The 23181-nt window shown below is 71.5% G+C and carries 17 protein-coding genes; 10 read left to right on the top strand and 7 right to left on the bottom strand.

The genetic code is table 11. The features are described from left to right. The first annotated feature begins 266 nt into the window (after positions 1-266). Complete coding sequence (locus D7X99_RS34310) at positions 267-1241, top strand: NADPH:quinone oxidoreductase family protein (protein ID WP_121781445.1); 975 nt, start codon at positions 267-269, stop codon at positions 1239-1241. Between the two features lie 12 nt (positions 1242-1253). On the opposite strand, the gene D7X99_RS34305 is transcribed toward D7X99_RS34310, so the two are convergent. After that, positions 1254-1670 carry a hypothetical protein gene (locus tag D7X99_RS34305; protein ID WP_120596708.1) on the bottom strand — a complete coding sequence of 139 codons (417 nt, stop codon included), beginning with the start codon at positions 1668-1670 and terminating at the stop codon, positions 1254-1256. A 388-nt stretch (positions 1671-2058) separates the two neighbouring features. Between D7X99_RS34305 and D7X99_RS34300 the strand changes: the two genes are divergently transcribed. Further along, positions 2059-5067 carry an amino acid adenylation domain-containing protein gene (locus D7X99_RS34300; protein ID WP_121781444.1) on the top strand — a complete coding sequence of 1003 codons (3009 nt, stop codon included), beginning with the start codon at positions 2059-2061 and terminating at the stop codon, positions 5065-5067. Between the two features lie 13 nt (positions 5068-5080). Here the strand turns inward: D7X99_RS34300 and D7X99_RS34295 are convergent, their stop codons facing one another. Next, positions 5081-6352, bottom strand: coding sequence for an endonuclease/exonuclease/phosphatase family protein (locus tag D7X99_RS34295; protein ID WP_121781443.1), 1272 nt, complete (start codon positions 6350-6352; stop codon positions 5081-5083). A 288-nt stretch (positions 6353-6640) separates the two neighbouring features. Between D7X99_RS34295 and D7X99_RS34290 the strand changes: the two genes are divergently transcribed. Then, entirely contained in the window at positions 6641-7753 is a 1113-nt protein-coding gene (locus D7X99_RS34290; RefSeq protein ID WP_121781442.1) for an XdhC family protein, read from the top strand. Continuing rightward, positions 7750-8340, top strand: a complete 591-nt coding sequence (locus D7X99_RS34285) for an NTP transferase domain-containing protein (RefSeq protein WP_121781441.1) — start codon at positions 7750-7752, stop codon at positions 8338-8340. The genes D7X99_RS34290 and D7X99_RS34285 overlap by 4 nt, the downstream gene beginning before the upstream one ends. On the opposite strand, the gene rpiA is transcribed toward D7X99_RS34285, so the two are convergent. The 4 genes from rpiA to D7X99_RS34265 form a co-directional block, all read right to left on the bottom strand. Further along, the gene (gene rpiA / locus D7X99_RS34280; RefSeq protein WP_121781440.1) at positions 8315-9022 is read right to left on the bottom strand and encodes a ribose-5-phosphate isomerase RpiA; all 708 of its coding nucleotides are present in this window, start codon (positions 9020-9022) and stop codon (positions 8315-8317) included. The two genes, D7X99_RS34285 and rpiA, sit on opposite strands and share 26 nt — an antisense overlap. A 27-nt stretch (positions 9023-9049) precedes the next feature. Then, a complete protein-coding gene (locus tag D7X99_RS34275) occupies positions 9050-10237 on the bottom strand; it encodes an AI-2E family transporter (RefSeq protein WP_121781439.1) in 1188 nt (395 codons plus the stop codon). 112 nt (positions 10238-10349) lie between these two features. Then, complete coding sequence (locus tag D7X99_RS34270; RefSeq protein ID WP_121781438.1) at positions 10350-11507, bottom strand: YgcG family protein; 1158 nt, start codon at positions 11505-11507, stop codon at positions 10350-10352. Then, the gene (locus D7X99_RS34265) at positions 11501-12127 is read right to left on the bottom strand and encodes a hypothetical protein (RefSeq protein WP_158627115.1); all 627 of its coding nucleotides are present in this window, start codon (positions 12125-12127) and stop codon (positions 11501-11503) included. The genes D7X99_RS34270 and D7X99_RS34265 overlap by 7 nt, the downstream gene beginning before the upstream one ends. A gap of 153 nt (positions 12128-12280) precedes the next feature. On the opposite strand from D7X99_RS34265, the gene D7X99_RS34260 reads away from it, so the two are divergent. From D7X99_RS34260 to D7X99_RS34235, 6 genes are all read left to right on the top strand, one after another. Beyond that, the gene (locus D7X99_RS34260; protein ID WP_233613941.1) at positions 12281-12634 is read left to right on the top strand and encodes a VOC family protein; all 354 of its coding nucleotides are present in this window, start codon (positions 12281-12283) and stop codon (positions 12632-12634) included. Positions 12635-12754: 120 nt separating this feature from the next. Next, on the top strand, positions 12755-14104 hold the full coding sequence (locus tag D7X99_RS34255; protein WP_233613940.1) for a hypothetical protein: 1350 nt from the start codon (positions 12755-12757) through the stop codon (positions 14102-14104). A gap of 64 nt (positions 14105-14168) precedes the next feature. Continuing rightward, positions 14169-15110 (top strand): vWA domain-containing protein, encoded by a 942-nt coding sequence (locus D7X99_RS34250; protein WP_121781434.1) that lies wholly within the window; start codon positions 14169-14171, stop codon positions 15108-15110. Then, a complete protein-coding gene (locus tag D7X99_RS34245; protein WP_121781433.1) occupies positions 15110-16090 on the top strand; it encodes a VWA domain-containing protein in 981 nt (326 codons plus the stop codon). The genes D7X99_RS34250 and D7X99_RS34245 overlap by 1 nt, the downstream gene beginning before the upstream one ends. Positions 16091-16111: 21 nt before the next feature. Further along, on the top strand, positions 16112-18817 hold the full coding sequence (locus D7X99_RS34240; RefSeq protein WP_121781432.1) for a cation-translocating P-type ATPase: 2706 nt from the start codon (positions 16112-16114) through the stop codon (positions 18815-18817). 168 nt (positions 18818-18985) lie between these two features. Further along, entirely contained in the window at positions 18986-20398 is a 1413-nt protein-coding gene (locus tag D7X99_RS34235; protein WP_121781452.1) for an L-serine ammonia-lyase, read from the top strand. Positions 20399-20542: 144 nt separating this feature from the next. On the opposite strand, the gene D7X99_RS34230 is transcribed toward D7X99_RS34235, so the two are convergent. Beyond that, positions 20543-23179: a serine/threonine-protein kinase gene (locus tag D7X99_RS34230; RefSeq protein ID WP_233613939.1), complete on the bottom strand. Its 2637-nt coding sequence runs from the start codon at positions 23177-23179 to the stop codon at positions 20543-20545. Positions 23180-23181 lie beyond the last annotated feature (2 nt).

Genomic DNA, 23181 nt, shown 5'->3' with positions numbered 1-23181 from the left:
GACTTCGAGAATATCTCGCAACTGCTTGAAATGACGGAGGAACTCACGCAGCCCGGCGAAAACGGGGTTGAAGCTTCAAACCAGCAAGGCGGTTACTTCGTGGTTGAAGCGTCTGTCGGCGGATGCGTGCAATGAGTGAACGCCGGGGAGAAATTGCCGTCTCATTTATTCCCGACCCGGGTGGGTCCTTCATCACCGTTGACATCCAGGAGGGCTTTGGGGCGGGGCAGGCGGGCTAGCGTCCCGCTCTCAAGGAGGCGACACACATGCGCGCGTTGCAGCTTCAGCGGCTGGAGGGACCCGAGGGCCTGGCGATGGTGGAGGTCCCGGAGCCGGAGGCGGGGGACGGGGTCCTCATTGATGTGGTGGCGGCCGGGGTGAGCTTCCCGGATCTGCTGCTCACCCGTGGCCAGTACCAGATGAAGCCGGAGGTGCCCTTCGTGCCGGGAGTGGAGGTGGCGGGCGTGGTGCGCGCCGCGCCGGCGGGGGCACGGGTGAAGCCCGGCGACAGGGTGATGGGCTTCTCCTTCACCCTGGGCGGCTTCGCGGAGGCCTGCGTGGTGGCGCCGGAGATGGCCTTCCCCATTCCGGAAGCGTGGAGCTTCGAGCAGGCGGCGGGCATGGTGATGAACTACCACACGGCGCACTTCGCGCTGCACCGGCGCGGGCAGCTGCGCCAGGGAGAGACGGTGGTGGTGCACGGCGCGGCGGGCGGCGTGGGCACCGCGGCCGTGCAGGTGGCGAAGGGCGCCGGGGCGCGCGTGCTGGCGGTGGTGAGCGACGAGCGGAAGAAGGAGGTGGCGAAGCGCGCGGGCGCGGACGTCGTCCTTCTATTGAAGGAGTTCCAGTCCGGCGTGCGCGAGGCCACGGACGGCCGGGGCGCGGACGTGGTGCTGGACCCCGTGGGCGGCGACGTCTTCGAGAAGAGCCTCAAGGTGCTGGCGCCAGAGGGGCGGCTCCTGGTGGTGGGCTTCGCCAGCGGCCAGATTCCCTCCGTCACGGTGAACCGGCTGCTCCTGCGCAACGTCTCCGTGGTGGGCGTGGCGTGGGGCGCCTTCCTGATGCAGGCGCCGGAGCTGCCGGGCGAAATCGCCAAAGACTTGGAGACGCTCGCGGCGAAGGGCTTCGTCAATCCGGTGGTGGGCCGCGTCTTCCCCTTCGAGGACGGCGCGCAGGCGCTGCGCGAGCTGGAGTCGCGTCAGGCCGTGGGCAAGGTCGTGCTGAAGGTGAAGGCCGGCTGACGTCACTCGACGTCACTCTTCTGGCAGGGGCAGGGGCGTGGGAGTCCCTGCCTCGCGCTCCAGGACGTCCGCGGCGCGGGCATCCCGGGGCAGACCGAAGCGGGCGCGCGAGCACATGAGGAGCTGGCCCGCGAAGACGCTGTCCGCCAGCGCGTCCGCGTAGCGCCCGTGGGCCTCGCACAGGCGGGCCCGCTCATCCACCAGCCGGGCGAGGATGCGCGCCTGCTCCGGGTGGGCGAAGAGCCCGACGACGGAGCGCGCGTCGAAGCGGGCGAGCGTGTCGTACTCCATGCCCAGCGTCGTGATGCACACCTCGCGGATCCGCTCCAGGCACGCGTCCCAGGAGGCGCGCGAGTGGGCGATGTCCGGCACCGAGCGGCCAAGCTCGCGGACGGCGTTGAGCAGGAAGGCGTGTCGTAGCGAAGGCATCCGGTCCTCCACTACAGCCCAGCCCCCTTGAATCATCCAGCGCGACAGGGGGTGCGGCCCCACCCCTGCGAATCAGGTTGCACCCACCCACTGGAGGCCCGCGCGCGGCCGCGGCACACCCCCACGGGAAAAAGACAGACATCGTCACCCTGGCGTGGCGGTGCGCGCCCGCGGTGTTCCAAAGATATATCCAGACGGGAATGACATACACCGCGTGCGGGAGTCCCCTGACGGAGACGGGGCATGGATGACCCGAGCGTGTGTGTTGCAATCAAGACTCCGCGTGTATCACCGCGCGGTTCCTACGTATTGCGCGAACGCTGACAGTCTTTAGAATTTTCAAACGCGAAGCACCCGCGCGTGAGTCACCACATCCAAGGAATGCACCATGGCCCTTCCGTCCACGCTGCGTCTTCCCCCGACCGCGGAGATCGCCTTCGGCTCCACGGTGCTGAAGCAGCCGGAGCTGTTGCGCCGGGCGGCCCGGGTGGCGCGGCGGCTGCGGACCGAGTGGAACGTGCGGCCGGGAGACCGCGTGGGGTTGATGGTGGTGCCCGGGCCGGAGGTCATCCCGGCCATCCTGGGCATCTGGATGGCGGGCGCGGCCTACGTGCCGTTGGATCCCTTCCTCCCCGACGAGCGGCTCCTGCGCATCCTGCGCGACGCGGGCCTGCGCGGCGTCGTCACGCAGCGCATGCACCGCGTCTCCGTGGGGCTCCTGGAGACGTGGTTGGGGACTCCCCTGCCCTTCCTGGAAGCGGATGCGGCGACGGTGGACGGCGTGGGGGACATCGACGTCTCGGACGCCATCGACGCGCCGCCGGACAGGCCCGCGTACCTCATCTACACCTCTGGCAGCACGGGTGAGCCCAAGGGCGTGGTGTGCACGTTCCGGGGGCTCGTGAACCTGGTGCACGGCGTGGGGCCGCTCTTGGGCCTGGGGCCGGACACGCGTCACCTCCAGTTCGCCAGCATCAACTTCGACGCGTCCGTGTGGGAGGTGTTCCCCACGCTGTTCGCGGGCGGCGCCGTGGTGCAGGGCACGCGCGAGGACCTGCTGCCCGGCCGGCGCATGGCGGAGTACCTGCGCCAGCAGCGCGTGACACACCTGTGCCTGCCGCCGTCCGTGCTGGGGCAGCTGGGGCCGCACGTGGACACGCTGCCGGACGTGGCGTGCGTGGTGATGGCGGGCGAGCGCTGCCCGGCGCCGCTCGCGGAGCGGTGGCATGCGTCCGGCCGCCGCGTCTTCAACGCCTATGGCCCCACGGAGGGGACGGTCTGCGCGACCGCGTACCGGGTGAGGGGCGGCGAGTCGCCCGTGCCCATCGGACAGGCGCTGCCGGGCGTGCGCCTGCGCGTGGTGGGGACGGACGGACAGGACGTCGCGGTGGGCGCGACGGGCGAGGTGTGGATTGGCGGCGAGGGCGTGGCGGAGGGCTACCGCAACCAGCCCGAGCGCACGCGGGAGCGCTTCCCCACGGACGCCCAGGGCGCCCGGTGGTACCGCACCGGTGACGAGGCCGTGCGCCGCGCGGACGGGGCGCTCGTGTTCCTGGGGCGGATGGATCAGCAGGTGAAGCTGCGCGGCTTCCGCATCGAACTGGAGGCCATCGAGCAGGCGCTGTACGCGTACCCGGGCGTCGCGCAGGCGGCGGTGACGGTCTTCGAGCACACGGACGCGCAGGGCCAGACGTCGGGCCTGCTGGTGGCGTACCACAGCGTGCAGGAGGGCCACACGGTGTCGCTGGAAGCGCTGCGCGCGCACCTGGGCGTCGTGCTGCCGGACTACATGGTGCCGCACCGCTTCGTGGAGCTGCCGCGCCTGCCGCTCATGCCCCACCTGGGCAAGGTGGACCGGGGGGCCCTGCCGCCCCCAGCGGACTGGGTGGGCGCCACCGCGTCCGAGTCTCGCGCCGCGCAGCCCACCGCGCTCTCAACGCCCATCGACCGGCTGTGCCGTGCCTTCGAGCGGGGACTGCACGCGGCCCCGGGCACCGTCACGGCGAACACGCACTTCTTCCAGGCGGGCGGTGACTCGCTGGGCGTGGCGCACGTGCTGGCCCAGGTGGAGGAGGACTTCGGCGTGTCGCTGCCGTCGCGCCGCGTGTACTCGCACCCCACGCCCCAGCTGCTCCTGCCCTTCTGCGAGGCCGGCGCGGCCCCGGCCGAAGCGGGCCCTCAAGGCGTGCGCGCCACGCTGCTGACCGACGCGCGGTCCGCCGCCCTGCCCCGGCTCACGGCCCCCGCGCTCGTCAAGCAGCCGCCGCGCACGCTCCTGCTCACGGGGGCGACGGGGTTCCTGGGCATCCACCTGCTGGCCGCGCTGGCGCCCCGCGTGGAGCGCATCCACTGCCTGGTGCGGGCGCGTGACGACGCGGAGGCGGGCGCGCGGCTTCGCGCCACCGCTCGCAAGTACGGCGTGCACCTGCCCTGGCGCGACGGGCGCATCCAGGCGGTGGCGGGCGACATCACCCGGACGCGGCTGGGGCTGGAGGCGTCCGTGCATGACGACCTGGCGCTCCAGTGCGACGCGGTGGTGCACTCGGCCGCGAGCATCAGCTACATCCTGCCGTACGCGGACGCGGGGCGGCCCAACGTCGCCGGCACGCAGCAGGTGCTGGCCTTCTGCGCGCACGGCCGCGCGAAGCCCCTGCACCACGTGTCCTCGCTCAGCGTCCACGGCGCGGTGGGCACGCTGCTGGGCCTGGAGGAGGTGGACGAGGACTTCGCGCTGGAGCGCTCGTTGGACTTGATGTCCTACGAGAACGGCTACACGCGGGCCAAGTGGGTCGCGGAGCGGATCGCCGTGGACGCGCGCGACAGCGGCCTGCCGGTCAGCATCTACCGGCCGGGCTTCATCCAGGGCCACAGCCGCACGGGCATCGGCAACGCGGACGACATGCTGTGCCGGCTGCTGGTGGGCAACGCGCAGCTGGGCATGTCGCCGGACCTGCCGGACAAGTACTGGCTGCCGGTGCCGGTGGACTACGTGGCCAGCGCCACCGCGCACCTGGTGCTCACCCAGGCCCCGGGCGGCACATACAACCTGGCGCCGGAGCGCGAGCAGGAGCCGAGCCACAACGCCCTCTTCGACATGCTGGGCGTGCACGGACACCCGGTGCGCCGCGTGGCTCCGGCGGTGTGGCTGCGCGAGCTGGGACGGGTGGGGCCGGACAACGCCCTCTTCCCGCTGGTCGCGTTCCTGCGGGAGAAGGTCTACCACGGCACCCGCACGGTGCTGGAGCTGCACCACCGCACGCCGCGCGTGCGCACGGACCACACCCGCGCCGCGCTGGCGGGCACGGACATCCAGTGCCCGGACATCGACGCGGCCCTGCTGCGCCGCTACGTGAAGGACCTCTTCGCGCGCCACCGCTCCGCGGCCCTCGCCGCGTAGCGGGGACGGGGCGTCAGTGGTGCGGCGGGGACTTCACCTGTCCGTCGCCGAAGCGGTAGTGGGCCACCACCGGCTGGTGGTCCGAGGACTCGGTGGAGCGGTCCACCTCGAAGAGGACCGGGACCAGGGAGCGCGTCGCGTAGAAGTTGTCGAAGCGCTTGCCGGTGGCGTGCACCACGCCGTGGCTGTCCGGGTGCGAGGTGAGCGTGGCGCAATCCGCGATGTCCTGCAGGCGCCACCACGCGGGGCTGTGCTTGGGAATCTGGCCGGAGCTCAGCTCCTGACGGGCGTGATGGGGCGTCGTCAGCGAGTGGTCCGCCAGCCGCACGCGCACCGTCGTCGCATGGCACACCGTCTCCGGAAGGTCCTGCTCCAGCGTGTGCAGTTCGTGGCGCAGGCGCGGATCCGAGATGTTGCCCACGCCGCGGTCGCCCACCGTGACGTTGTGCATGTCGTCGCCGTAGCGCTGACGGAACTCCTCGATGGTGTCCGTGTCGTTGTCCTGCTTCGGGTGCAGCAGGTGCGCCACCAGCCAGGAGCCGCCCCGCTTGATGGCGGTGTTGGCGTTGAAGTCGCCCAGCACGACGGCGGGGACGCCCTCGCGGCGGCTCAGGAGCGAGTTGAGCTGGCGCAGGTTGAGGGCGTTGATGGCCGAGTCCCCCAGCGCGTGGTGCAGGTTGTAGAGGTAGAGCGGGCGGCCCTCCACGTGGAGCTTCAGCCACAGCACGCCCCGGTCCTCCACCAGCTCTCCCGCGTAGCCCTGGCGCGCGATGGCCTCATTGCGCTCGGCTTCGGTGAGGACGTAGGTGAAGTGCGCGGCGTCCACGATGGGGTGGCGGCTGAGCCAGGCCTTGCCGTTCACCAGCCGGGTGCTGTCGTCGCCGTCGCTGCCCTGGTACGCCAGGTGGAAGCCGAAGCGGGACGCGAGCAGCACCGACATGGGCACGCCCGCCTCCTGCAGGCCGATGACGTCCGGCATGCGGTCCTGGGCCTCCAGCTGGGTGAAGTACTCCAGCAGCGCCTCCTGACGCTCGCCGCCCATGAGGATGTTGTAGCTCATCACCGTGAGGCCCGGTCCCCGGGGCGCGCGCGGCGCGGGGTGGTGCACGATGAAGGTGCGGCCGTCTCCCAGCCGGCGCTCGCTCGAGGGCAGCGGAACGGCCTGGAAGTCCGGCAGGGTCAGGGTGGGGTCACGCTTCGGCAAAACGTCCTCCTGCCCGCTCGGCTTGCGTCCGAGCAGGTGTCCGACGGCGGGCAGGTGTTCCAGCACTTCGGGCATCTTCATGCCGCCCTCCCCTTGCTGGGGCGCCAGGCCCGCGGAGTGCCATGAGCAAAGGGGAAGCGATGTCGGGCGTCATGCCGTCGCGCTTTGGATTCCACCGAGCCTCCATCAAAAGTCCTCCGCTCAAGTTCGTGGCGGGAGGCCTTGTCCGCCAGCGTCACGTAGGGGGCGTGCGGTCGGCCGGAGGGTTGCCCTGCGTGCGCCGGGCATGAATCGGACGTCGGACGGTGCACATCCGTCCGGGGCGGAATCGGCCCGGGCATGGGGCGTGGGTGGTTAGATGGGTGGGCGATGAAGGAACTCGATGACCTGTTGCGGGCATGCGGTCGTGCCTCCGGTCCGGTGGTGTTGGCGACGGTGGTGGCGGTGTCCGGTTCGTCGTATCGGCGTCCAGGGGCCCGCATGTTGATGGGCGCGGACGGCTGGCTCGCGGGCGGGGTGAGCGGCGGGTGTCTGGAGGGAGACCTCGTGCGCAAGGCCTTCTTCTGGACGTCGGAGGGGCCGCGCGTGCTGCGCTACGACACCACGGGAGACGCCGCGGAGGACGAGGGCGGCCTGTCGTTCGCGCTCGGGTGCAACGGCGTGGTGGACATCCTGCTGGAGCGCTGGGAGCCCGGTCCGGGTGACGCGCTCGGCTTCGCGGCCGAGGCTCGCAAGCAGTCGCTGCGCGCGGTGGTGGCCACCGTGTACCGGGGGCCCGAGGACGCGGTGGGTTCGCGGCTGATGTTGCGCGAGGACGGCGTGTCGGAGGGGAGCCTCCAGGGCGCGCTGCTCGAGCCGGTGCGCGCGGCGGCGACGGAGGCGTTGGTGCGCGGCGTGCCCTGGAGCGGCGCGTGCGGGGGCGCGGAGGTGCTGGTGGAGGTGGTGGAGCCAGCGCCGCCGGTGGTGGTGTTCGGCAGCGGCTTCGACGTCGCGCCCGTGGTGTCGCGTGCGCAGGGGCTGGGATGGCACCTCACGGTGGTGGCGGACCGGCCCGTGGAGCTGCTGCGCCGCAGGTTCCCTCGGGCCCAGGCGCATGTCGCGTCGCGGGCCAGCGAGGTGCTGGAGAAGGTGCCTCTGTCCGCGCGCAGCGTGGTGCTGGTGATGACGCACAGCCTGCCGCAGGACCGGGAGCTGCTGGAGCGGCTGGTGCCGCTGCCGGTGCGTTACCTGGGAGTGCTCGGGCCTCGCGCGAGGACGGAGCGCATCCTGCGGGAGCTGGCGCGCACGCCCACCGCCGCGCAGTTGGAGAAGCTGCACGCGCCCATGGGATTGGACCTGGGCGCGGAGGGCGCGGACGAGATTGCCCTGTCCATCATCGCGGAGGTGCAGGCGGTGCTGGCCGGGCGCGACGGAGGACGGCTGCGCGAACGGCAGGCGCCCATCCACGCGGAGGCCATCGCGCCGGAGCGCAGGTCGGCGTGACGACCGTCGCCATCGTGCTGCTCGCCGCGGGTGGTTCGTCGCGGCTGGGACAGCCCAAGCAGCTCTTGCGCCACGAAGGCACGTCCCTGGTACGGCGCGCGGCGGAGCGGGCCCTGGCAGCGAGCCCGGTGGTGGCCGTGGTGCTCGGCGCGCGGCGTGACGACGTCGCAACGGAGCTGGACGGGCTTGCCCTGCTGTGTGTGGACAACCCGGACTGGGCGCTGGGTCAGGGCTCGTCACTGCACGCGGGCCTGCGGGCGATTCCCCCGGACGTGGACGGCGCGCTCCTGATGCTCTGCGACCAGCTCCACGTGGACACAGCCCACCTGCGCTCGCTCATCGCCACCTTCGAGCGCACGCGCGCGCCCATCATCGCGTCCACCTACGCAGGCACCCGGGGCGTCCCCGCCCTCTTCTCCCGCGCCCTCTTCCCCGAGTTGGAGGCCCTGCCTCCCACGGGCGGCGCACGCGGGCTCATCGCTCGGGACCCTTCGCGCGTCGTGGAGGTTCCACTGCCCGGCGGCGAGGAGGACGTGGACACCGCCGAGGACGCCCTGCGCCTTACGCGCCCCGGACGCGGTGGGTGATGCCCTCCGGCCCGGCCACCAACAAGTCAGTGGTCAGGTTCAGGAACAGGCCGTGCGCCATCACCCCTGCGCGGGACTCCAGCTTCGCCGCCAGCGCCGCCGGGTCGCCAATGGGACCGAAGTCACAGTCCAACACCACGTTGCCCTGATCCGTGTGGTACGGCGCCCCGTCCAGCGCGAGCCGCACCACCACGCGCGCGCCCAGCGACTCCAGGAACAGCGCCTGCGAGCGCCAGCCGAAGGGCAGCACCTCCACCGGCACCGGCCACTTCGTGCCCAGCCGGGGAGACAGCTTGGCCGCGTCCACCACGATGATTTCGCGGCGGCTCGCCTGCGCCACCACCTTCTCGCGCAGGAGCGCCCCACCGCCGCCCTTGATGAGCGACAGGTCCGGGGCCACCTCGTCCGCGCCGTCGATGGTGAGGTCCACCACCGGGTGCACGTCCAGCGTGGTGAGCGGCACGCCCAGCGACGCGGCCAGTGCCTCCGTCGCGCGCGACGTGGGGACGCCCACCACGTCCTTCAACGTCCCGGCGGAGAGCAGCGCGCCCAGCCGCCGCACCGCGTGCGCGGCCGTGCTGCCCGTGCCCAGCCCCACCACCATGCCTGGCTGGATGAAGTCCACCGCGCGCTCCGCCGCCGCGCGCTTCTGGGAAGCCGAAACACTCTCGTCGGTAGTCATGGCGGGCTCTAGGGGAGGAAGGCGGCTTCAGTGCGGAGTCCCAGGATGCCCGGAGTCGGCCGGGGGCGCACGCCGCGCTTCACTTCGCGGCGGAGCAAGTGGACCCGCCAACAGTGCCTCGTCCGCGTTCCCCAGTCCGGAAGGCAGGGCCGCCGCCAGGCGACTCTCGCGCTTCCACGTCTTGCGACGCTCGCGCTGCACCTCCGTGAGCAACACCTGCCCCGCCGCCGCCGCCGGCACCGCGAGGATGACGCCCAGCAGCCCCGCGACGGCGCCGCCCGCCAGCGCCACCATCGAGATGAGCAGCGGGTTCATCTTGATGGCGCGCCGTTGCACCAGGGGGCTGAACAGGTGGGCCTCGAGCTGCTGGTAGACCACGAACACCGCCAGCGCGAGGATCGCCCGCTTCGGGCCCACCGACGCCAGCGTGGTGAGGCTCACCAGCAGCGCGGTGATGACGCTGCCGATGTACGGGATGAGCCCCAACACCATCGCCACCAGGCCGAGCGGCAGGAAGTACGGCACCCCCAGCGCCAGCGACAGGCCGGCCGTGCAGGCGCCGCCCACCGAGACGATGAGCAGCGTGCCGACGAGGTAGTTGCCCACCGCCTCACGCATCCGGCCCACCACGCGGCGCACGCGGGGACGGCTGCGCGGGCGCACCCAGCCCAGGATGCTCGCGTAGAGGTCGTGCCCGAAGAGCAGGCCGAACACGGCCAGCGCCAGCACCGTGACGCCCGCGCCCAGCAACTCCACCGTGGATGACAGCACGGTGATGAGCGGCCTGGCCAGCACGCCAGGCTCCACGGTGAACGCGTCCTGCGGATGCGACAGCACACCGAAGTGCTCATCCAGCTTCCGCACCCAGGGGGCCTGGGTCAGCTCATCGAGGAAGACCGGCGCCGCCTCCACCAGGTGCTGGAGCTGCTCCACGAGCAGCGGCACCAGCGTGAGGATGAGCAGGCCGATGATTGCCAAGAGCGTCAGCGCGATGAGCGCCACGCCCAGGCCCCGGCGCAGGCCCCACGACTGCAGCCGGCGCACGACGGGCTCCGCCGCCAGTCCCAGCAGCAGCGCCGCCGCCAACAGCGTGAGCACGGGCCCCAGGCTCTGCATCGCCGTGCCCAGCAACACGAGCAACACCACCTGGGCCCCGACCGACCACACCGTCCGGGGCGGTACGTAGACCGGGAGTCCCTTGCGCGCAGGCCTCATGCCCTCAAGGTAGGGAGCACCCTCCAGGCAGGCGACGGGCCTCCACATGCCGTTCTGGGTTGACCCAACGTGAAGATGGCGCTCGGCTGGTGGGCAGGCGGGCAGCCAGTGGCTACCAGGAGTCGCTGCCGCCGCCGCCGCCAGAGCCGCCTCCGCCGCCGCCCCAGTCCGAGGACGAACTGGACGAGTCGCTGCTGGAGGACGACGAGGAGTCGTAGCTGGACGAGGTGTCGTAGCTCGAGGACCCGACGCCGACGCTCCAGTCCGACGACGAGGTACCGCCTCCCGAGCCGGAGCGGCCCCAGGTCCTGCGGCCTTCCGGGTACCACACCCTCCGGAAGAGAAGGACACCCAGGATGCCGGCGAGCGCGGCCACGGGAGACGCGAAGAGGGAGCCGAACACCATCCAGGGGAAGAAGTCCGCCAGGCCGAGGATGGGGTCGCCCGACTTCAACTGGCTGTAGGCGAGGACCAACATGGGCGTGAGGAGCAGCACCAGTCCCCCGACCGATGTCTTGATCCCCTGGAACAGCCTCCATCCCCAGAAGAACACCCCCATCAGCACGCCATACGCGACCAGGATGAACAGCGGGGACCTGGGCCCGGACCACCCGACAGCAATGAGTGCGGCCGCCGGAAGCCCCCCCAGCAGCGCCGCCATCGTGAGCCCCCTCGATCCCCGGAAGCCCGCAGCCTGGACCTGGAGCAGCAGCCGCGCCATCACCCACGCCGTCATGAACAGCGCGACGAGGAACCAGGCCGACTCCTCCGGGGTCCAGGGCGGCGGCGTGGCGCTGCCCCCCGGGAACGCCCCGGCGGACACCCGCGCATCCACGCCCGCGATGATGGCGAGCAGCGCCGGCTCGAATCGGCCCTCGCGCAAGAGCGGTCCCTGCGCGTGCAGCAGGGCCGTCGCCTCGCCATCCGTCAGCGATGCCTCCAGTCCGTAGCCCACCTCCAGCCGCGAGCGCCGGTCCGCGCGCGCGATGACGAGCAGCACGCCATTGTTCCGTCCCGCCTCACCGCCCTTCCATTGCCGGAACACCGCCGCCGCGTAGTCCTCGATGGGCTGGCCATCCGTGGTGTCCACCAGCAACACCGCCATCTGCACCTGCTTCGCGGCGCGCAGGTCCACCAGGGCCTTGGAGACCGTCTCCGTCTCCCGCGAGGTCAGCCTTCCCTGGGGATCCGTCACCGGCCGCGTGATGGCGGGAACCGCGGCCAGGGCCAGCACGGGCAACAGCAACGTCAGGAGGACGGTCTTCACCATGAGGAGACCTCCGAGGACAACGGCAGCGAAGCAGGCAGCCCGCTCAGGCGGACCACCCAGCTCGTGGGAAAGGAAGCAGCGGAGGCGTTGTACGCCGCGGCGCGCTCGTCATAGCGGCGCTGCTCCACCGCCACGCGGTTGTCCGCGCCCGCCACCTCCGCGTCGCGGTTCAGACCGGGCGTGAGCTGATCCAAGCGCGCGTGCAGGGTCTCGCGGCGCTCCAACACGTTGCGCACCTGGGCCCGCTTCTGCGCCACCTCCGCCAACGTGGCGGTGAGCCCATTGCGAACAACGAGCCCCGATACGGCCAGCACGCCCGCGAGCGCCACTCCCGCCCACGCGCCCTGCTTGAGCCTCGCGCGGCGCTGACGCGACAGACGCTCACGGGCCTGGGCCTCGCGGGCCTGTTCCTCGCGGCGGCGGGCCAATGCCTCCAGCGCCTGGTCCACGTAGCGCGCGGGGATGTCCAGCTCCTCGCCGATGCGCCGCAGGTCGTCCGGGGTGAGCGTGTCCGGCGCGGCGTCCTTCTGCATCAGCCGGGTGGCGGTGGCGATGAGCTCGTTGACGTCGTCATAGGCGACGGCCCCAGGGCCCTGCCGCGTACGTGTCACGTCACCCATGAAGCCGTCCCCTTGTCGCTTCAGCCCGGTCCCACCCGGATCCGCGCCCGACGATACGTCAATTCCGTCCCGGGACGGATAATGGCCCCCGTGTGCGTGGCGCCCGTCCATCGCTCCGGGCAGACTGCCGCGCCCATGGACAAGCCCCAGACAATGCGGTCGTTCGTGAAGCTGCTGGTGACGGATGCGCAGGCCTCCGTGAGCTTCTACGAAGGCCTCGGCTTCGAACGCATCGCGTCGGAACCTCCCATCCTCCGCCTCCAGTGGGGCGGCGAGTCGGACGTGTACCTCGTGAGCCATCCTTCAAGCCTGAAGCTGGATGGGCGAAAGGGCATGGGCGTGCTCGTGGGCTTCCGCGCGGGCTCGGAAGGCGTGGACGCGGTGGCCGCGAAGGCGGCGGCGCTGGGCGCGCACGTGGAAGGCCCCACGGTGCAGCCCTGGTACACCCGCGAAATCGTCGTCACGGACCCGGACGGCTACAGGCTCAACTTCATCGAACCCTCCTGAGGCCCTGCTCCCACTTTCGCTCCGCGCCCCGTTCCCTTAAGGGGCGTGGAACGAACGATGGAATCCACGCCGTTGCGCGGACCCGGGGATGCCGCCCCGACACTTGATTGCCCCAGCGGCTTGCGCCAGCCTGTCGCGGCCTCCGTGAGCCCGCCCCGCTACTTCGTTCCCCACGCCGCCAGCCCGGTCGAACCCGTGCCGTGCGATGCCTCGGAGGTCGTCCACGTCCTGGACGCCTTCCGGCTGGAGCCCGCGTACCTGGGCGAAGCTGAATGGCTCGTCTGCACCGACGTCGTGGGCCAGCTCCAGCTCATCCCCGGCAGCGAGCGCGCGCGGCTGCCCGCGTCCGTGCAGACGCAGCTCGCGCACCATGAAGTCGCCTCCGGCAAGCCTCCGCGCCGACTGGCCGCGACGGAGCTGTTCTTCTTCTCCCCGGAGGTGGTGGAGCACCCCTCCAACACGGAGGGATTCAACGACCCCGTCTACCTCTACGGCACGCTCACGGGCCCGTGGCCGGGCACCGCCGTCACGCGCGTGAACGGGCAGCTCACCGTCACCCGGGGTGACGTGCTCGCGGGCTTCGCGCATGGCGCGCAGGACGCCTTCCACTACGTGAAGGACGCGGAGAGCCGCGACGCGCCCCGCGCGTACCACGCGCTGTTGCCGGGCGACCGCGCGGATCAGCTGGCGCAGGGACGAGGGCTCGTCCTCACCTACCCGGCGGTGCCCGCGGAGTTGCAGGCCCACCACGCCGCCAACGGCGCGCAGGTCGCGAGCGTGCTGCACGCGGTGCTCTCTCAGCTCCAGGACGACGCGCACACGAACCAGGGGCCCCAGGCCATCGCATCGCTGGAGCTGCCCGTGCCGAGCCGCGCGATGGCCATCGCGGACCTGGAGCTGCGCGGCTACGAGGTGAAGGGCGACATCGCCACGCCGCGCCCCACGAAGGGCGGGCTGGTGGGGAAGCTCGCCGGCTGGCTCCAGGACGAGACCGTGCGCGTGCCCCGGGAAGCGCCGCCGCCAGAGTTCCTGGAGCTCTCGCGCCGCGTGCTGCCGCTCCTGCCGGGCTGGCCCACGGAGACGGAGCGCACGCTGCGCGCCCACGTGCTCGCGGGCACGCTGTCCCCGGGCACACCGGTGATGCGCCCCACGGTGCCTCGCGCGCCCACGCCGCCCGCGTCCATCCCGCCGCGCCTGCCCACGCCACCGGTGCGCTCCAGTGATTGGATGCAGGACTTCATCGGCGCGCATGGCAAGCCTGGCGGCGCGAAGCCGCGCCTCACGCAACTGCAACCGAAGCCCGCGCCCCGTCCGCCTCCCGCGAAGCCTGCATCCCCGGCTTCATGGCAGGCGGACTTCGCTCCGGCTCCGGCTCCGGCAGCGCCCGCCCGTCCGGCCACCAGGCACCAAGAGAAGGCGCCCGCCCCGCCCGGCAAGAAGCCGGACTGGATGAGCGACTTTGATGACTGACCCTGCCCGTTTGCGGTGCTCGCACACCGGGCGATAGCGTTTTCACCCTCCAGAAAGGCAGACCATGGGACACGAGAAGCCGATCGAGCCGTTTTCGGACCTGCACCGCGAAGGGGACCGCGTGCGCGCGGTGCTGCTGCACGACCCCACGGTGGAGGGCCTGGACATGGCCATCTACATGGACGCCTCCGGCAGCATGCGCGAGGAGTACGCCTACAAGACGCAGCAGCGCTCCTTCCTGGAGTGGCTGCGCGGCGCGCCGATGAAGGAGCCCTCCAACGACGTGGAGCCGCAGGTCCGGTGGATGCTGGAGTATCTGGCCACCAAGGACCGCAACGGTCTGCTCCGCGTGGCCTACTGGGCCTGTGGCACCAGCGGCCGCCAGGTGGAGCCCGTGGGTGAACTCAAGGGCACCGACGTGAAGCAGTACAAGTTCCCCGGCGCGAAGCAGCTGGGCGGCTTCACGTACCTGGAGCCCGCGCTGCGCGACTACGTGAAGTACCTGGAGGAGCAGGTGAAGGTGGGCGCCAAGCGAGGCTGCGCCATCATCGTCACCGACGGCCGCCTCCATGACGCCGAAGCGGTGGAGAAGTTCTCCGCGGAGGTGGCGAAGAAGATCGCCTCCGGGCGCCTGCCGCGCATCAACTTCGTGCTGGTGGGCGTGGGTGACGACATCGACGAGGAGCAGCTGGAACACATCGCCCACGCGGAGTTCCCGGGCGTGGGCCACCTCTGGTGCCACCGCATCGCGAAGGAGATCACCCAGGTCGCGGAGCTGGTCGCCGTGCTGGTGGACGAGACCATGACGGTCGCCGCCGGCGGCACCATCTACGACGACAAGGGCACCGTGCTGAAGACGTACGAGGGCCGCCTGCCCGCGGTGCTGGAGTTCGACGTGCCGGAGGAGGCCAAGAGCTTCACGCTGGAGGTGAACGGCCAGCGCTACACCCAGCCGCTCCCCGACGAAGAGCACCACGACGAGGGCGAAGACGAGGACCACCACTGATGGCCGGCCACGAAGTCATCAACCGCCCCTTCTCCGACGTCCACCGGATGGGCAACAAGGTCGTCGCGACGCTGTTGCACGACCCCACCGTGGAGGGACTGGACGTGGCCCTCTACATGGACGGCTCCGCGAGCATGGAGAACGCGTACGGGCCGCGCGGCATCCTGGCGAAGCTCGCCCCGGTGAAGAACCAGGTCGAGCCGCAGATGCAGTGGATGCTGGAGTACCTGGCCAACAAGGACCGGGACGGCAAGGTGCGCGTCACCTACTGGGCCTGCGGCGACGGCACCCAGCTGGAGATGGTGGGCGACCTCACGGGCCCGCAGGCCAAGGGCTACCGCTTCCCCGGGCCGAAGTCCTACGGCAAGGCCACGGTGATGCTGCCGGTGCTGCGCGACTTCGTGGCGCACATCAAGCAGCAGGTGGGCGAAGGCGCCAAGCGGGGCCTGGCGGTCATCATCACGGACTCGCAGATCAACGACGCCCATGACGTGACGGCCTACGCCACGCAGGTGGCCAAGGAGATCGCCTCCGGCCGCCTGCCGCGCATCAACTTCGTCTTCATGGGCGTGGGCGAGCACGTGGACGAGGAGCAGATGGAGGAGATCTCCCATACGACCTATCCGGGCGTGGGACACCTCTGGTGCCACCGCCACGCGGACCGCATGGAGGAGATGGCGGAGCTCGTGGCCGTGCTGGTGGACGAGACCATGACCGTCGCCGCTGGCGGCACCGTCTACGACGAGCAGGGCCAGGTACTGAAGACGTACGAGGGCCGCCTGCCCGCGGTGCTGGAGTTCGACATTCCCCCGACGTGCAAGCGCTTCACGTTGGAGGTCGCCGGCCAGCGCTTCGACCAGCCCGTCCCCGAGGAGCACGAGGACGAGGACCACCACGACGAGGATGAGGACGAAAAGCCCCAGGCGGCAACGCCTCCGGCCGCCGCGTCCTCGCACTCACGCCGCGGACACCGCCACTAGGGCGACAGGAAGACCCAAGCCATGTCGGAGCAGAAGAAGAGCGGTGCGCGGTTCGGCTCGTTGAACATCAAGGGCCTCAAGGAGGCACAGCCCGGCGGAAACGCCGTGCAGCGCCACGTCCACGGCCCGGGGTGCAACCACGACCATGGCCATGAAGGCCACGACCACCAGGGTCATGATCATCACGATCACGACGAGGTGGACGGCAAGACCCACGTGCACAGTGCCTCCTGCTCCCATGACCATGACCACGGGCATGACCACCACGGGCATGCCCACTCCCAGCGCGTCATCCGTCCGCCGGCCCACCGTCCGGCGGAAGGAGGCGGCTCGGCGCTCCAGTTGGATTTGGAGGGCACGCTGCCGGGAGAGACGGACGACCAGGGCCGCTTCGCGCGGCTGGAGGCGGCCCTGGAGTCGCAGCACGGCATCATCGACGTGCACCTGCGCCGCGACGCGGGCCACGCGGAGGTGTGCATCCACTACCAGCCGTCGCTGGTGAGTGTGTCGAAGCTGGTCGCGCTCGCGCAGAAGACGGGCGCGCAGGTGGCCGCGCGCTACCTGCATCACACCTGGTTCGTGCGCGGAATGGACTCCGCGGACGCGGCCCAGGTCATCGAGCACGCGGTCTCCAAGATGAAGGGCGTGCTCACCGCCAGCGTCGCGTACGCCAGCGAGCGCCTGGTCATCGAATACGACAAGGCGGAGTTGAAGCTCCCGGACGTGGAGGCCCGGGTGAAGGCGCTCGGGTACGGGCTGGAAGTGCCCATGGCGGGCCACGCCTGTTCGCACCACGCGCACGGTGGCGGCCTGGCGCCGCTCTTGGAGCTGCCCCTGGTGGTCGTCTCCGGCGTGCTGCTGGCGGCGGGCTTCGTGGTGGAGCACTTCGCGCTGGCGCCGCCGCTGGTGGCCACGGTGCTCTGGGCGCTGTCCATGGCGAGCGGCGGCTTCTTCGCCATCCGCGGCTCGGTGCGGTCCATCGCGCAGCTGCGAATCGACATCGAAACGATGATGGTGGTGGCGGCGCTGGGCGCGGCGGTGCTCGGCGCCTGGTTCGAGGGCGCGTTCCTGCTCTTCCTCTTCAGCGCGGGCCACGCGCTGGAGCACCGGGCCATGGAGAAGGCGCGCCGCTCCATCGAAGCGCTGGGCCAGCTGCGCCCGGAGGTGGCGCGCGTGCGCCGGGGCTCGGAGGTGGTGGAGGTGCCGGTGGCGGACGTGAAGCGCGGTGAGCGCATCGTCGTGCGCCCGGGCGACCGCGTCCCGCTGGACGGCGTCATCCTCGAAGGCAAGAGCTCCCTGGACCAGGCGGCCATCACCGGCGAGTCCATGCCGGTGGCGCGCAAGCCGGGCGACGAGGTGTTCTCCGGCACCATCAACTGCGAGGCGGCGCTGGAGGTGGAGGTGACGCGCCTGTCGTCGGAGTCCGTTCTGGCGCGCGTGGTGGACATGGTGGCGCAGGCGGAGGCGCAGAAGGGCAAGCGGCAGCGCTTCGCCCAGCGGCTGGAGCGCACCGTGGCGCCGCTCGTGATGGCGTCCGCGGTGGTGTTCCCGGTGGTGCTGGTGCTGCTGGGTACGCCGATGAAGGAAGCGGTGCTGCGCGCGGTGGGGCTGCTGGTGGCCGCGTCGCCGTGCGCGCTCGCCATCTCCACGCCGTCCGCCGTGCTCTCCGCGGTGGCGGCGGCCGCGCGCGGCGGCGTGCTCATCAAGGGCGGCATCTACCTGGAGCTCTTGAGCGGCATCCGCGCCATCGCCTTCGACAAGACGGGCACGCTCACCGTGGGCCGCCCCCGGCTGCTCACCACATGGGCCGCGCCGGGCGTGACGCGCGAGGAGCTGCTGGGCACCGCCGCGGGCGTGGAGGCGCTGTCCGCGCACCCGCTGGCCAAGGCGGTGGTGGACGCCGCCGCCGAGGCGCGCATCGCCGTGCCCGCGGGCCGCGACCTGGAGGCCATCCACGGCCAGGGCATCCGCGCGAAGGTGGGCGATGACGCGGTGGAGGTGGGCAGCACGGCCCTCTTCGCGGGCGAGGCGATTCCCGCGGAAGTCACCGCCGAGGTGGCGCGGCTGGAGGAGGCGGGCCAGACGACGATGGTGGTGCGCCGCGCGGGCCGCTACCTGGGCGTGCTGGGCGTGGCGGACACGCTGCGCGGCGGCGCCCGGCAGGTGGTGCAGGCGCTGAAGGCGGGCGGCATCGAGCGCACGGTGATGCTGTCCGGCGACAACGCGCTCGTGGCCCGCTCCATCGCGCAGCAGGTGGGCCTGGACGAGGCGAAGGCGCCGCTGATGCCCGTGGACAAGGTGACGGCGGTGAAGGAGCTGGGCCGCACGTACCCGGTGGCCATGGTGGGCGACGGCGTCAACGACGCGCCCGCGCTCGCCGCCGCAGCAGTCGGTGTGGCCATGGGCGGCGCCGGCAGTGACGCGGCGCTGGAGACTGCGGACGTGGTGCTGATGAGCGACGACCTGGCGAAGCTGCCCTTCGCGCTGGAGCTGTCCAAGCGCGCCACGGCCGTGATGAAGCAGAACCTGGTCATCGCGCTGGGCGTGAGCGCGGTCCTCGTCGTGGCCGCCGTGCTGGGCATCACGCGCATCAGCCAGGCCGTGGTGCTCCACGAGGGCAGCACGCTGCTCGTCGTCTTCAACGGCCTGCGCCTGCTCGCCTTCCGGCCGAAGACGCCCGCCTCGCCGCCCCAGCCCGCCACGGGCCCGCAGCCCGCCGCCGGTTAGCCCGCTCGCGTCATGCTTGGCATGGCAACTTCCCCTACGCCCGGAGGAGCGGGCGCACGCGGGACGTGTTGTCTTCCAGCCTGCATGACTTGAAGTGGATGCATGCAGCGCGTCGTGAGCGGGGTGTCACAGGCGGCGCGCGATGAACGTGGCATGGTGGGAAGCGCCATGCCTGTCAGCGTCTTCGACCTCTTCAAGATTGGAATTGGACCCTCCAGCTCGCACACGGTGGGGCCCATGCGCGCGGCCCGCACGTTCGTGGTGGGGCTGTCGGACGCGGGGCTCCTGGAGCGCGTGACGCGGCTCAAGGTGGAGCTGTTCGGTTCGCTGGGCGCGACGGGCAAGGGGCACGGCAGCGACAAGGCGGTGCTGCTGGGCCTGCGCGGAGACACGCCCGAGGACGTGGACGTGGAGAAGGTGCCGGCCATCGTCGCGCACTGGCGCACGGAGGGGCGAGTGTCGCTGCTCCAGCGGCTGGTGCTCCCCTTCCGCGACGGCGAGCACCTGGTGATGCACAAGCGCAAGGTGCTGCCCTACCACCCCAACGGCATGCGCTTCACCGCGTTCAGCGAGGGCGGGGAGACGCTGGCCTGCCGCATCTACTACTCGGTGGGCGGCGGCTTCGTGGTGGACGAGCAGGCTGCGACGGGCGCGGATCCGCTGCGCGAGGAGAGCGCGTCGGTGCCGCTGCCCTTCAAGTCCGCGGAGGAGCTGCTCAAGCACTGCGAGCGGGAGAAGCAGCCCATCAGCTCGGTGATGCTGCGCAACGAGCTGACGTCGCGGAGCGAGGAGGACATCCGGGCGGGGCTCCTGCGCATCTGGACGGTGATGCAGGCGTGCGTGACGCGCGGGTACACCACGGGTGGCATCCTGCCCGGCGGGTTGAAGGTGGAGCGGCGCGCGGCGGCGATGTACCAGCGGCTCATCAGCCGGCCGGAAGCGGGGCTCACCAATCCGTTGACGGTGCTGGACTGGGTGAACCTGTACGCGCTCGCGGTGAACGAGGAGAACGCGGCGGGCGGGCGCGTCGTCACGGCGCCCACCAACGGCGCGGCGGGCATCATCCCGGCGGTGCTGCACTACTACTGGCGCTTCGTGCCGGGGGCGAACGCGGACGGCGTGGTGCGCTTCCTCCTCACGGCGGGGGCCATTGGCTCGCTCTACAAGGAGAACGCGTCCATCAGCGGCGCGGAGGTGGGCTGCCAGGGCGAGGTGGGCAGCGCGTGCTCCATGGCTGCGGGCGGGCTCGCGGAGGTGCTGGGCGGCACGCCGTTGCAGGTGGAGAACGCGGCGGAGATCGCCATGGAGCACAATCTGGGGCTCACCTGCGACCCGATTGGCGGGCTGGTGCAGGTGCCCTGCATCGAGCGCAACGCGATGGCCTCCGTGAAGGCCATCAACGCCGTGCGCATGGCGCTGTCCGGCGACGGGAGGCACTTCGTCAGCCTGGACAAGGTCATCAAGACGATGCGCGACACCGGCCGCGACATGAAGGACAAGTACAAGGAGACCGCGCGCGGCGGCCTCGCGGTCAACGTCCTGGAGGTCGCGAACCTCAGCGTCGGCCTGCCGGAGTGCTGAGGCCTCCGGAGACCTGAAGCGCGCCCGCCCGCGCGTGGCGCGCGTGGCGGATGCAAGCAGCGCCTCGCGACACCGGCGTGGTCATGCCTACCGCCCGCGCGTGACGGACGGCGGCAGCACCCCGAGGCACCGGCGCGGTCAGGCCTACCGCCTGCGCTTACCACCGCGCCCGGCGGACACGGGCACCGCCTTCGCCTTCACCACCGGCGCGGGCCGAGCGGAGAGCCACGCCTCGACTTCCTTCGACTGCGCGGTGCGCCCCGCGGACCTGAAGCGCGCGAGCGCCTGTGACGCCGCGTCGCGCGCCTCCGCCTCCTCGCCTTCCTTCCACTGCGCCTGCGCCAGCGCGAAGCCGGACTCGCCCAGCGAGTCCTCCTGCACGTCCTTGAAGGACAGCGCCTGCTTCAACGAGGCAATCGCGTCGCGCGTGCGGCCCAGGCCCAGCTGCGCCTGCCCCACGCCGTCCAACGAGTAGTAGACCAGCTCGTCCTCTGGCCCCAGCTTCGCCTCCTTCACCTTCAGCGCTTCCTCGTAGTCCCGCAGCGCGTCCGGGTAGCGCTTGAGCGCGAGCAAGCTCATGCCCTCCTCGTCCAGCGCCTCCGCCAGCTTCACGCTCTCGTTCCCCAGGAGCGTGCGGTGCAACGACACCGACACCCGCGCGTGCTCCAGCGCCCCGGTGAAGTCCCGCTGTTCGCGCAGCGCCATGGACAGCGCCTGATGCCGGCGCGCCGTGTCCAGGTGCACGGGCCCCACTGCCTTCTCCGTCTGGACGAGCGCGTCCTTCAGCACCGTCACCGCCTGCGCGCTCTTGCCTGTCTCCAGCAGCGTGCGACCCAGCGTGAACGCCACCCGCGCCCGCTTGGGGTGCCCCTCCGGCAGCGCCTTCGCCAGGAGTCCTGACGCCTGCTCCAGCAGCTTCAGCGCGTCGTCCGGGTGGTCCTGCATCAGCGCGAGGTTGGCCGCGTTCACCTTCAGGTCGCTCTCCAGCACCGCGTCGCCACCCACGCGCTTGAGCGTCGCCTCACCCAGCCGGCCCCAGCGCTGCGCGAGCGCGAACTGCTCCTGCTCGCCGTCCACGTAGAGCAGCTTGTTCATCACCGACACCGCGAGCCGGTCCGCCCTGCCGGCCTCCGCGTCGTAGACGGCCTGCTCCAGCACCGCGCCGCCCGCGGCCTTGTCGCCCAGCACCGCCTGCGCCCAGCCCAGGTGGAACCTCAGCTCCGCCATCAACGGCAGGTAGTCCGTGGCCATGACGCGCGCTTCCGCGGCCTTCGCCATCTCCAGCGCCTTGGGCATCCGGCTCAGGTCCACGCGGGCCTTCACCTCCGCCAACGTCCCCTCCAGCGCATCCAGCTCCGCGCGCTTCGCGGGATCCGCGGGCCGGGGCTGCAGCTCCGTCAGCGACTCCACGTCCGCGCAGTCGCCCGGCGAGGGCAGCGCGTACGCCGCGTCCAGCGACTTGTCCACCAGCGCCACGTCCGCCGTCTGCAACGTGGCCACCAGCGCGCCCAGGTCCTTGCGCCGCCGCTCCAGGCACACGAAGCGCTGGGACAACAGCTCTTCCGTCTGCACCTCACGCACGCGCGTGTCCTCGCACGCCGCCGTGTGCTGCTTCGCCCACTCCGCGCCGTAGCCGTCCAACACCACGCCCACCCGGCGCGCCATGTCCTGCCCCACCGGGCTCTTCGTCGCGAGGAACGACTGCATCACCTTCTCGCGCGCGTCCGGTCCCCAGCGCTCCGCCACCAGGGCCGGCGCCCCCTCGCACACCTGGGAGCGAGACCACGCCACGCCGCCCGCCACGCCCAGCACCACCGTGGCCGCCACCGCCGCTCCCGCGCGGCGCTGGAGCAGGGCGCGCCGCTCCCGCTGGCCCAGCACCGTCAACAGCTCCGCCATGGAGCGGAACCGGTCGCGAGGCTCCAGCGACAGCCCCTTCATCAGCGCGCGGCGCACCCACGTCGGCACCTTCGATTCGCGCGGCGGCTCCAGGATGGGCGACGGCGGCAGCACCTGCACCGCCGCGGCACCCGTCACACCGGGCTCGTCATCCGCGGCCCCCTGGGGCCGCAGCTGGGACGCCACCCGCGACAGCTCGTCCGGGTCGAACGGGCGGATGCCATACAGCGCGCGGTACAGCGCCGCGCAGAAGCTGAATTGATCCGACCGCGAGTCCAGCAGCTCGCCCCGGAACTGCTCCGGGGACATGTACGCGGGCGTGCCCATCACCAGGCCCGCCTGCGTGAGCTGCGAGTTCAACGGCGAGTCGTCTCCCACCGGCCGCGTGCGCTCGCCGTCCTCGTCGTCGTCCTCCGCCTCGCCCATGGGCCGCGCCAGCCCGAAGTCCGTGACGTAGACGCGCCCGTCCTTGCCCACCAGCACGTTGGCCGGCTTGAAGTCCCGGTGCACCAGCCCCGCCACGTGCGCCGCCTCCAGGCCCCGCCCCGCCGCCAGGTACTTGTCCAGCAGCTCGTGCCACGCCCGGGGCTTCGCCTTCGTCCAGTCGCGCAGCGTGCCGCCGTCCACCAGCGCCATCGCCACGTAGACCTGGTGGTCCCACTGCCCCACCTCGAAGACGGGGATGACGTTGGGATGGGAGATGCGCGCCATGGCCTGGGCCTCGCGCAACAGCCGCGCCCGCCCCTGCTCCAGGTCCTCGTGGCCGCCCTTCACCCGCAGGAGCTTCAGCGCCACCTTGCGGTCCAGGTCCGGATCATAGGCGGCGTACACCACCCCCATGCCCCCCTGCCCCAGCACCTTCAGCGGAACGAACCGGCCCACCT

It is taken from the genome of Corallococcus sp. AB032C (genome assembly GCF_003668935.1).
Lineage (GTDB): Bacteria > Myxococcota > Myxococcia > Myxococcales > Myxococcaceae > Corallococcus > Corallococcus exiguus.
This window is presented reverse-complemented; position numbering and strand designations above follow the sequence as displayed.

What these genes read in the sequence shown, in the direction of transcription:
- D7X99_RS34245 (WP_121781433.1), top strand. Translation starts at nt 15,110, where the DNA reads ATGGCCGGCCACGAAGTCATCAACCGCCCCTTCTCCGACGTCCACCGG.
- D7X99_RS34275 (WP_121781439.1), bottom strand. Translation starts at nt 10,237, where the DNA reads ATGAGGCCTGCGCGCAAGGGACTCCCGGTCTACGTACCGCCCCGGACG.
- D7X99_RS34260 (WP_233613941.1), top strand. Translation starts at nt 12,281, where the DNA reads ATGCGGTCGTTCGTGAAGCTGCTGGTGACGGATGCGCAGGCCTCCGTG.
- D7X99_RS34265 (WP_158627115.1), bottom strand. Translation starts at nt 12,127, where the DNA reads ATGGGTGACGTGACACGTACGCGGCAGGGCCCTGGGGCCGTCGCCTAT.
- D7X99_RS34300 (WP_121781444.1), top strand. Translation starts at nt 2,059, where the DNA reads ATGGCCCTTCCGTCCACGCTGCGTCTTCCCCCGACCGCGGAGATCGCC.
- D7X99_RS34290 (WP_121781442.1), top strand. Translation starts at nt 6,641, where the DNA reads ATGAAGGAACTCGATGACCTGTTGCGGGCATGCGGTCGTGCCTCCGGT.
- D7X99_RS34305 (WP_120596708.1), bottom strand. Translation starts at nt 1,670, where the DNA reads ATGCCTTCGCTACGACACGCCTTCCTGCTCAACGCCGTCCGCGAGCTT.
- D7X99_RS34310 (WP_121781445.1), top strand. Translation starts at nt 267, where the DNA reads ATGCGCGCGTTGCAGCTTCAGCGGCTGGAGGGACCCGAGGGCCTGGCG.
- D7X99_RS34295 (WP_121781443.1), bottom strand. Translation starts at nt 6,352, where the DNA reads ATGAAGATGCCCGAAGTGCTGGAACACCTGCCCGCCGTCGGACACCTG.
- D7X99_RS34250 (WP_121781434.1), top strand. Translation starts at nt 14,169, where the DNA reads ATGGGACACGAGAAGCCGATCGAGCCGTTTTCGGACCTGCACCGCGAA.
- D7X99_RS34240 (WP_121781432.1), top strand. Translation starts at nt 16,112, where the DNA reads ATGTCGGAGCAGAAGAAGAGCGGTGCGCGGTTCGGCTCGTTGAACATC.
- rpiA (WP_121781440.1), bottom strand. Translation starts at nt 9,022, where the DNA reads ATGACTACCGACGAGAGTGTTTCGGCTTCCCAGAAGCGCGCGGCGGCG.
- D7X99_RS34235 (WP_121781452.1), top strand. Translation starts at nt 18,986, where the DNA reads ATGCCTGTCAGCGTCTTCGACCTCTTCAAGATTGGAATTGGACCCTCC.
- D7X99_RS34270 (WP_121781438.1), bottom strand. Translation starts at nt 11,507, where the DNA reads ATGGTGAAGACCGTCCTCCTGACGTTGCTGTTGCCCGTGCTGGCCCTG.